7 protein-coding genes and 1 pseudogene are annotated in these 9,167 nt (G+C 59.3%); 5 read left to right on the forward strand and 3 right to left on the reverse strand.

From position 1 onward, the window contains the following. The first annotated feature begins 49 nt into the window (after positions 1-49). From ACQUQO_RS15430 to ACQUQO_RS15440, 3 genes are all read left to right on the forward strand, one after another. Positions 50-325, forward strand: a complete 276-nt coding sequence (locus ACQUQO_RS15430; RefSeq protein ID WP_435079125.1) for a hypothetical protein — start codon at positions 50-52, stop codon at positions 323-325. Beyond that, the gene (locus ACQUQO_RS15435; protein WP_435079127.1) at positions 325-1,386 is read left to right on the forward strand and encodes a DUF4350 domain-containing protein; all 1,062 of its coding nucleotides are present in this window, start codon (positions 325-327) and stop codon (positions 1,384-1,386) included. The genes ACQUQO_RS15430 and ACQUQO_RS15435 overlap by 1 nt, the downstream gene beginning before the upstream one ends. Positions 1,387-1,679: 293 nt before the next feature. Continuing rightward, the gene (locus ACQUQO_RS15440) at positions 1,680-2,825 is read left to right on the forward strand and encodes an AAA family ATPase (RefSeq protein ID WP_435079129.1); all 1,146 of its coding nucleotides are present in this window, start codon (positions 1,680-1,682) and stop codon (positions 2,823-2,825) included. Between the two features lie 263 nt (positions 2,826-3,088). Here ACQUQO_RS15440 and ACQUQO_RS15445 read toward each other — a convergent pair whose 3' ends face one another. Continuing rightward, a complete protein-coding gene (locus ACQUQO_RS15445) occupies positions 3,089-4,066 on the reverse strand; it encodes a SprT-like domain-containing protein (RefSeq protein ID WP_435079131.1) in 978 nt (325 codons plus the stop codon). 631 nt (positions 4,067-4,697) lie between these two features. On the opposite strand from ACQUQO_RS15445, the pseudogene ACQUQO_RS15450 reads away from it, so the two are divergent. Together ACQUQO_RS15450 and ACQUQO_RS15455 are read left to right on the forward strand one after the other, a co-directional pair. Further along, positions 4,698-5,245: pseudogene (locus ACQUQO_RS15450) on the forward strand (hypothetical protein). Between the two features lie 126 nt (positions 5,246-5,371). After that, the gene (locus ACQUQO_RS15455) at positions 5,372-5,731 is read left to right on the forward strand and encodes a hypothetical protein (protein ID WP_435079132.1); all 360 of its coding nucleotides are present in this window, start codon (positions 5,372-5,374) and stop codon (positions 5,729-5,731) included. 153 nt (positions 5,732-5,884) lie between these two features. Here ACQUQO_RS15455 and ACQUQO_RS15460 read toward each other — a convergent pair whose 3' ends face one another. Continuing rightward, positions 5,885-7,678: an SWIM zinc finger family protein gene (locus ACQUQO_RS15460; RefSeq protein ID WP_435079133.1), complete on the reverse strand. Its 1,794-nt coding sequence runs from the start codon at positions 7,676-7,678 to the stop codon at positions 5,885-5,887. Positions 7,679-8,201: 523 nt separating this feature from the next. After that, positions 8,202-9,095 carry a hypothetical protein gene (locus tag ACQUQO_RS15465; protein ID WP_435079134.1) on the reverse strand — a complete coding sequence of 298 codons (894 nt, stop codon included), beginning with the start codon at positions 9,093-9,095 and terminating at the stop codon, positions 8,202-8,204. Positions 9,096-9,167: the final 72 nt, after the last annotated feature.

A 9,167-nucleotide genomic window follows, 5' to 3' on the forward strand; every position in this document is an offset into this window, starting at 1 on the left:
CCCAAGAGATATCTGCGCGTTTTTAATAGCGGGCGTCCATCGAGACTGTATGGCGACCCGTCGACGGCAACGGTTCATCTACGCGCAGACGGCCTGGATGCTCGCCGCCGTCGTCGGATTGACGCTACTTGGGGCGCTCTCGCTGGAACTGTTTTTCGTCATCTCACTCATCGGCTTCTTGGTCGTCGTCGAACTCACCGCCCCGTTCTCGGTGACGCCGGAGTGGCGCTCGCGGCTGCGATGGATTATCCTCATCGGGCTGGCCGGCTTCGCCTATGTCGTCGTCCGTCGTGTGCTCGCGATCTTACCGGAAGGGGTGCTCTAATGGGCCTACGAGAGCGTTTCGACATCGGCTATCCACAGCTCGTGCTCGTAGCGCTTACCGTCGTCACAGTCGTCGGGCTCGTGATCGCGGCGAGCACGTCGAGCGCGGCGTTCGGCTCGTACAACGATGCGTGGGACGGCGCCTCCGAGCTTCGCGAGCAAGCGCAAGCGGCCGGTGCCGAAAGCGAGATCGTCCGAAACACGACTCAGTACGCCAGTGCATCGCCGAACGAAACGGTCGCGGTCGTCCTCTCGCCTGAAAGCGGCTACGGACCGCGCGAGACCGACCGCCTCCGCTCGTTCGTCCGCAACGGGGGTACATTACTGGTGGCCGAGGACGTCGGCCAGCACGCGAACGCACTCCTCAACGCGGTCGGCGCACAGGCGCGCGTGACCGGCCAGCTACTGCGCGACGAACAGTACAGTTACCAGTCGACGGCACTGCCGATCGCGCGCAACATCTCGAACGCGTCGCTGATGGCTGGTATCGATAGCTTGACTCTCAATCACGGCTCGCCCGTCGATCCGAATGGTGCGACGGTGCTCGCGAGCAGCTCCGAGGTGGCGTACGTTGACAGCGACCGTGACGGCGAACTCGACAACGGCGAAGAGATTGGAACGAAGCCGGTCGCGACGGCCGAGTCGGTCGGTGAGGGCCGCGTGCTCGTCGTCGGCGACCCGAGCCTGTTCATCAACGCAATGCTCGATCGCTCGGGCAATCTGGCGTTCGTTCGCTCAATATTCGGCGCCCACGAACGGGTCCTGCTCGATTACTCGCATGCGGGCAGGCTGCCACCGCTGTCGGTCGCATTGTTGATCGTCAGGGACACACCGCTCCTCCAGATCGTTATCGGGGCGCTCGGCATCGGCGCTATCGGCCTCTTTGCACGCCGTCCGGTCATTGTCGGGCGGCTTATCGACCGCGTCAGCCCCGCCGAGGAGTCGTCGCTGGCGTCGCGACCGGAAGGGCTGGCGGCGTTCGTTCGCGAGCGCCATCCCGACTGGGACGATGAACGGACCGAACGCGTCATACAAGGGATTATGGCCCGTCGGGAAGAGTGACTGACAATGACACTGAGTAAGCGGAAGCCCACGGCTTCGGCCGTGGGTCCGAGCGATAGGCCGTATCGAGGACTGCCGCAATCGCCAAGACCGCAAGAATTAGGCTCTCCGGGGTCGTGCCGATGGATAGACTCAAACGGGAAAACTGGGGCTGGTTTGGGCTTCCCCATCATCAACTACAGCATCCCTGCCCGATTGGGCCTCCCCGCCATCGACGCGGCAGGGCGGGGAGCAAGGCCGATGGCACGGCCCGTGTGCGGCGAGCGGGGGAACCCGGAAGGGTTGGCGTCACCATGCGCCCATCGCCCCGAAGCCGAGCATACGAACCCGGTACGGACGCCGCTTCGCGGCGTCCGGAAGTTGCCTCCGTCGGGGTGGTCGGCGTGACCGACCCCGACCCCGAGCGCGGGGAATCCCACGACTTTAGTCGTGTGGAGGATGCCAATGCTCCCGAGGAGCTCTACGAGACACTGAGCGCGGAGATCGACGCGGTGCTTATCGGTAAGGAGGATCTGATCGAGGGGCTCACGATCGCGGCGCTGACTCGGGGGCACGTGTTGCTCGAAGGCGTTCCGGGCGTTGCAAAGACGACACTCGCACGGCTGTTCGCCCGGGCGAGTGGGCTTGATCACACCCGAGTGCAGATGACGCCCGACGTGCTGCCGGCCGACATCACCGGGACGCATGTCTACCGAGAGCCGACCGGAGAGTTCGAACTCCAGCGTGGACCGGTGTTCGCAAACCTCGTGATCGCCGACGAGATCAACCGCGCGACGGCAAAGACCCAGAGCGCGCTGCTGGAGGCGATGCAGGAGCGACAGGTCACGATCGGCGGCGAAACTCTCGCGCTGCCCGAGCCGTTTCTGCTCGTCGCGACACAGAATCCCATCGAGATGGAAGGCACCTTCGAACTCCCGGAAGCCCAGCGTGACCGCTTTCAACTCAAGCTCACGGCCGACCTACCGGACCGCGAGGAGGGACGGCGGCTTCTCGATCGCTTCGACGACGAACCCGACCTCGGCCCCGGGGACATCGAACAGGTCGCCACCGCCGACGAGTTGCTTGAGGCGCGCGCTGCGGTCACCGAGGTATACGTTGATGACACGGTCAAAGAATACGTGCTCGATATCGTGGCCGCGACGCGTAACAGTCCCAATGTCGAGTACGGTGCGTCGCCGCGGGCCACGCTTGCGTTCCTCGATGCGGCGAAAGCCCGTGCGGCCATCCACGGCCGCGAGTACGTCATTCCGGACGACGTGAAAGCGCTACTCGAACCGGTGCTCGCCCACCGGCTGGTGTTGAGCACCGACGCGTCGCTCGGCGACATCTCGGCCACGGACGTGCTGGCGGACATCGAAAACGGCGTCGAGCCGCCGGGTAGCGACGCCACGACTCCCGCGCCAACCCCCGATGGCGGCGAATTTTTTGACAGACAGTGAACGGAAGTCCGCGTCCTCAGTCGTGGAAAGATGTGCTCTATTGAAAATGGCTGACAGCGTAGCGATTTGATGATTTGGCCAGTTGTCACTCAATACAATCCACACTCCCATTGTCTGGAATATATCCAACCGAATTGATCGCGTCGATCACTGCCAGATCAGACAGGATACTCACGGTTCTTTCCGACTCAACTGCGTGACGTCTCAGCTCACAATCCACGAATCCCGCCGCAGTACCGCATTTTCAATAGAGCAGAAAGATGTCAATCGATGTAGTTGGTGCCCGGCGTGAGGTCGCTTGGGCGCTGATTGACAGGATACGAAACTGTCGGGGTATCGCAGTCTTCACACCAGTATTGGTCAGGATGGTGGGTCTCTTTGCAGGGTTGTCCATAGCCAGCACTGAAACAACCGTTGGAACAAGCATGGATGAATTGTGGTTTGGTCCAGGGAATGCTCTCGACGTTACAGGTTCCTGGCTCGAATCTGGTTGGTACGTCTCCTCCATCACAACTGACGAGTGTCGTATCGCATTCGGGGCAGATGTACAGCCAAGGGTTCTTGATTCTCTTTGCACGCCTCTGATAGGACCATCTGGTGCATCCGTTCGGGCAGGCCAACAGATAGAACCGTGTCTGTGACGCGTCTGAACTCATCTGGTCGCTACTCGTTTCCCACGGGATGCTCGCCACGTAGCAGGTACCGGGTTCGAGATCGGTTGGACAATCACCAGCGTCGTAGCTGATGAGACGGGTCTCACACTCGTTGCAGGCATACTTCCAGGGATATTTGATTCGCTCGGACCGCTGGAGATATCCGTACTCGTAGCAGCCATCCGGACACGTGAGAACGTAGTTCGCATCCACGAGGTCGTCGCTGGCTTCGTAGCGTGCCTTCGGATTTGCTCCTGCCCGTCGAGCTGCTTGCTTCCACTCATCGCCATGTGGCTGCACGTCCTGCCCGAACGTCGAGAAGACGTGTGCATGTGCAACTTCGTGGCGAACCGTATCTTGCCAGTGAGTATCACTGGAATCGTCGAACAATCGACGAGCGACGCGGATGTGGTACTGGCTCGTGTCGGAGTCACCGTCAGCCTGCTGAACAGGACGACACTCGCCGAGTTTGCGTTGGTACGAGTCAGTCACGTCGACGTGGAATGAGTCAAGAGACAGATTTTCGAACCCCGCTCTGTCGAGTGTGGCCGTAATTTCTTCGACCACGAGACTACTATACTCGACCATCTATCACACTATTGGCCTGAATCGAGTATTAACGTCACGGTTGTTGTTCGTTGGCGAAGTCAGCACCGTATTCGTCCGCCGCTCGCTGGAGATTAAACATATCGTACAAGTTTTCGCCTCCCCATCTCCATTTTCATCGCTTTGCTATCTATCTGAAATCTGGATATATATTCATGTCAAAAATAATATTATAAATCTATGTGCAGAACATGCACATAGATCGATGAACCCTTGATCGAGATACCCAACGTGTCCACTTTCACTCGCCGGAGCACCTCAGCGAACGGGTCGACGCTATCGCAACCATCTTCCACAAGGATCGGACGGACGTCCTCAACGAGGCGCTCCGCGGGTACGTTACCGAGACGGCCAGTGACGACTCGTTTCAGGCAATCGTCGCTAACGAATTCTACGAAGACCGGCTGGATTTCGAGACAGTCAAGCAGCTCGTCGGGGCCGACGCCGCACAGCGATTCCGCCTATTGAAGCGCGCTCTCGACAGTAAACCACTCGATCTTTCTGCCCCGAACGATACCGATATCTACGATGGTGAGCGACGAACCGTCAATCCAGCCGATTCTGACACCGGCACGGAAGAATAAGCGCGCTGCCCACTCCAAGCCCCTCCACAATGCAGACCACTGTCGCCAATATGAGCGCACTCACTAGTCTAGCCGTTCCGGCAGCTGACGCGACCTACGATATGGCAACCAATCCCGACCCGTTACAGTTCCTCCTCACGTCGTGTACCGTCTACATGCCAGCACAGGTGGAGACTGAATTGCGAACCACCGCACAGTACACCGACATCCACGCCGCTGCGGCGGCAAACATTCTTGCGGCAAGCGGTCATTACCACGTTGAAGACCCGCTTCAGCGGTCAGATACCCCGAATTCGCTTCCCGCATCCGGGCTTGATGAAGACGAAACTGCTGGAATCGTTCTCGCGAACGCGCGCGATGTTGATGGGTTCCTGACTGACGAGTTCGCGGGCACGAACTTCGCACTCATGCGGCGCTCACTGGACCGCGAATCGTTCCCGCCCCACGTCTGGTCTGTGATTACGCACGCAATGGGCACATGACTACGGCAGAAACACAACAGTTGCTCTCGGTCATGGGCAAGCATCGGAGCTGGGAGAGCAATTCATACGTTCAACAGCTCTTGAAAACGCTGTGACCTGCGCAGTGTCTGCTCTGAAACAGGCATAGCCGGTATTCGTCTCTTACCTGACTGAGAAATGTTCGTTATTCCGAGAGATGGAGAAATGGGCACCCTGATGGGTCTGTTCTGGGAAGACAAGATATGGGTGAAACGTACGCTCTCCTCGTTCAGATCGAATCCCACGAATATTACGGTGAGTTCTATCTCGTGGGTGAAGGATATGGGACCCCGGCTGAGGTTCTGGAATACGTCGCTGGCGACCATCTCTTGCGGATGTCGGATGCCCTCAGGATCGAAGAATATCTGCTGGACGTGCTGAACGAAGGGAAAAATGCGAGCAAGGACGAATACGACGCGACGGACGCCGATATCGAATGCTGGATCCATGGCGATGTATCCTACCGAAGATATGCATTCGGATGGGATGACACCATGACGGAGTTTACCGAAGAACCAACCGAGAGCGAAATCGCATCGAAAGTCGAGGATTTGCAGTCCTAACGGTGATCACTTCCCGTTACGGATCGAAGTAGTAGAGGTAGGGATATTCAGCGTAGGTGAGGAAATCATTGACGGCAGCAACAGGTCAATCAGCGAAGCAAGTTCTGTCGCGTATTCGGTCTGGGTATTTCCGATCACCGGCACCCTCGTCCTTCAAAACTCCTCTAACAGGTCATCCAGCATCGGGCGCAACTTGTACTTCGAATAGTGGTCGTCCCGCATCGTTTCGACATACTCACGCCATTCACCGAGGTCGCCATCTGCTTGCGCCGCCTCTCCTGCTCGTCTGAGCCAGCGCACAGCCATCTTGTAGCTGTCGTGCTGACCGGCTTCGATTATCGGTTCGGCCTGCGATTTGCAGGTGCTAATCACCCACTGTGGACGTTCCTCGATGACAGCCTCAACAACCGGTTCGGTCACGCTGGTCTGGCGAGTGCTATCCGCGAGTTCGATGGCCTCATCGTACTGTTCTTCATGGAGGAATACCTCCACAGACCGAGCAGCAGTGTTGCCACGTGGATTCTGTGTACGGAGGAATTCGAGAAGATCGGGCTGAACGCTCTCCCAATCGTTGTCAGCGATCTCTTCGACTGCCTTGTAGGCTCGTAACGATGGACTCGCTTCGAATGCAGTGACGGCTGCGTTCAGTGCGAGGTCACTATCGCCAGCACTGGCTGCCCGGTCGCGAAGCCACTCTGCGAGTGTGTCTTTCCGGAGGCCCTCAAGTGTCAGGCCGTGTTGGCCGACCTGCAAGGCTGCCTGTGTCTGCTCGTGCGCACGCAGCGTTTTAGCCACTTCAAGCACCCTGCCCGGCGTCGATAACCGCTCGATGGCGTAGTCGACAGCCTCCTCAATACGTTCTTCCTGTACCAGCATCTTTGCGTACGCTTGGGGCTGCTCGGCCGCCTCAGCGAGGTTGAGATACTCCTCAATGCGATCTTCTCGTTCGAGAATAGTGAGCCGAACAGTGACGATGTCCTCGGCATACCAGGGCTCCTCATCTTTCCAAAACTCCCCTCTGCTGAGATTACCTGCCATCGCCTGCTGGACCCGTTCGTCGTCCCACCCTTCGACCGCCGCGTCTGCCGCGGCCATAAACGTTGATTCACCCATGAAATGGATGAATTGGTCGTCCCATTCGGCAAGATGATCCTCCCACTCATCGCGTTCACGCTCGGTCAATTCGGCTGTGAGAACGGCTTCGATGAACGTCTGGTTGAGATCACCGAAAACTCCGTACACGCTGGGAATATCGTGCGGAAGGAGGCCAGCCCACCTGTTATCCGCGAGTTCATCGGTGATTGCTGCAAGAACCTCAAGTGCAGTTTCGCCGTCTTTAGCGTCGAGAGCCATCCGTGCCTGCTCAATCAGTTCGTCCAGTTCCTCGGCCATGCGCTCTGCCTCAGCGTAGGCATCGTTGTGCCCTCGCTGTCCCGGTTTTGGAAGTGCGTGATTTGCCTGCCGACGGATCGAGTCCAGACTCACTGACACCGATGAGTTGGTGTCTGTCTCGTCGTCAGCGGTGGTGAGACGGGTTTCGACCCAGTCAGCCATCTCCGGACGACTGTTGACAAGTTCGATGAGCAGATTCTGCAGTGTCTCCGGGTTCGCGTCAGCAATCAGCTCCGAGAACGGCTGCCGTTTGCTTACCTGACTAGAATCACGAATGTATGTCAACAGCACAGCAACGCGATGCTTGCAGATCCCACCGTGGTCGTACGGACAGGAACAGTCGGTCCGAGTGACGCCAGCGTCGTCGAACTCGATGGTTACCGTATAGGGCTGGTATTGACTCCCCTCAACATCGGCTCGAAGTGTCTTACCGCGCTGAACCACGTCGCTGACTGCTCCTTGGTCGTAGTATGACTGTCCACGATTGTACGATTTAGCTCTGGCCAATTCCCTCACAATCGCCTCCGTCAGGGTGGGCCCCTGCCCGTCACTCATGCACTTGCCGGACTGCTACGACAGGCCCGGTGTTATGCTCTGTGGGAGTCCACAGCAGCAAACGTGATCAGTCTCATCTACTGTGTCGGCACCAATTGACCTCCTCCACGCCCTGAAGGACGAGGAATCCACGCATGGGATTCCGTGTCCGTCGAAACGGACCCGTTCGGTTCCAACCCGCACTCAAGGGGAACCGGCAGCATACCGGAGGAACTCTCGTTTGAATCCCCTGTATAGGGCTGTGGCCCGGCCAATGAGGCCCCGTCGGAAGCCATGTCATTGCCGTGCGAACCACCGATGGTTCGCCGCCCCTTGTGGTTCGGGGCCGGCGTCTCACCGCTTCCGTAGCAATCTTCATTGGCCCGGAGAGTGGTTAACTCTTGCGGAGACAGCCGATACGGGCCTACCGTTCGACCTCCACCTGAAGGTGGAGGTATGCACTCGCGCTCTCTATCACCACCGAGTACGATTTCACCAATGCTGTCGAAGACCAACCAGCGGTGAAATTTTTCCGCTACCAAAGTTAGGCTGAATTCGCCCACGAACACGTCACGAGGAAGTCTGCACGATCACCGTCGGCTGCTCTGGTCTCGACGGTGACTGCCCGCTCCAATCCGGCTGCGATTCCGACGCCAAGAAACGACGCGACGGGATGGTCGATCCGGTCGATCGCACCGTAGGCACTCCCGCTGATGGCGAACGTGACCTGCTCGTCGTCGGTACGCTCCGGAGTTGCGCTCCGTGCCAACTCGAACTGCTCGACGAGTCCGTCAGCGAGCTGTGTGGCGAGCGTGCCCGGCTCGTCCGCGAGCGTGCCCGATAGCGTCCGACGGAACTCGTCGAACAGTGGACCGCCACTCGGATGGAGGGCGACGCCGCGCTCGGCCTCGTTGTCAGTAAGGACGAACACCGTGTCAAGCGCTGACGGGTCCGGCCGCTTGTACTCGGACTGCTGGGGGACGAACAGTCGTATCGAGACGCCGTTCGGGGTCTCCGGTCCGGGAAGATACAGTCGCTCGTCTTGGAGTCCGAGTTCCGTCACAAGCGCCGCTTCGGTTGCCGCGAGCGAGCCGTAGATCCCCTCGCCCACCGATGCGGAGATGAACTGCTCCGGGGTGAGATAGCGGGTCAGTGCGGCCGCGAACAGGCCGGTGCCGCCGAGCGCGAGGAGCACGGTACGGGAGTCGGGAAGGGCTACCCCACCGAGTGTCGCGAGCACGCCGACGGCGGCCAACGCGAGCGCCGTCCGACGGTACTGTGTGCGACGCGCGCGTGCGTACTCTTCGCGGAGGCGCTGGTTTTCCTCCTGAAGGACGTCAACCTGCGCGGCGAGTTCGGAGGCCTCGGCAGTTGCTTCCGCTTCGGTTTCCGCCTCGCCCGATTCCATGGGTTGGTCCCGCGCTTCGCTCTCGCTCATAACGTAGCTCCCCCAGCGCGGATACCACGCCGTTCACGGCGTGGAGGAGCGCGCAACACTCCACAACCCACA

The organism is Halococcus sp. AFM35, from assembly GCF_051195015.1.
Classification (GTDB): domain Archaea; phylum Halobacteriota; class Halobacteria; order Halobacteriales; family Halococcaceae; genus Halococcus.

Bases quoted from the DNA above. Each gene is read 5' to 3' on its own strand.
- ACQUQO_RS15430 (WP_435079125.1), top strand. From the start codon at position 50: ATGGCGACCCGTCGACGGCAACGGTTCATCTACGCGCAGACGGCCTGG.
- ACQUQO_RS15435 (WP_435079127.1), top strand. From the start codon at position 325: ATGGGCCTACGAGAGCGTTTCGACATCGGCTATCCACAGCTCGTGCTC.
- ACQUQO_RS15440 (WP_435079129.1), top strand. From the start codon at position 1,680: ATGCGCCCATCGCCCCGAAGCCGAGCATACGAACCCGGTACGGACGCC.
- ACQUQO_RS15445 (WP_435079131.1), bottom strand. From the start codon at position 4,066: ATGGTCGAGTATAGTAGTCTCGTGGTCGAAGAAATTACGGCCACACTC.
- ACQUQO_RS15455 (WP_435079132.1), top strand. From the start codon at position 5,372: ATGGGTGAAACGTACGCTCTCCTCGTTCAGATCGAATCCCACGAATAT.
- ACQUQO_RS15460 (WP_435079133.1), bottom strand. From the start codon at position 7,678: ATGAGTGACGGGCAGGGGCCCACCCTGACGGAGGCGATTGTGAGGGAA.
- ACQUQO_RS15465 (WP_435079134.1), bottom strand. From the start codon at position 9,095: ATGAGCGAGAGCGAAGCGCGGGACCAACCCATGGAATCGGGCGAGGCG.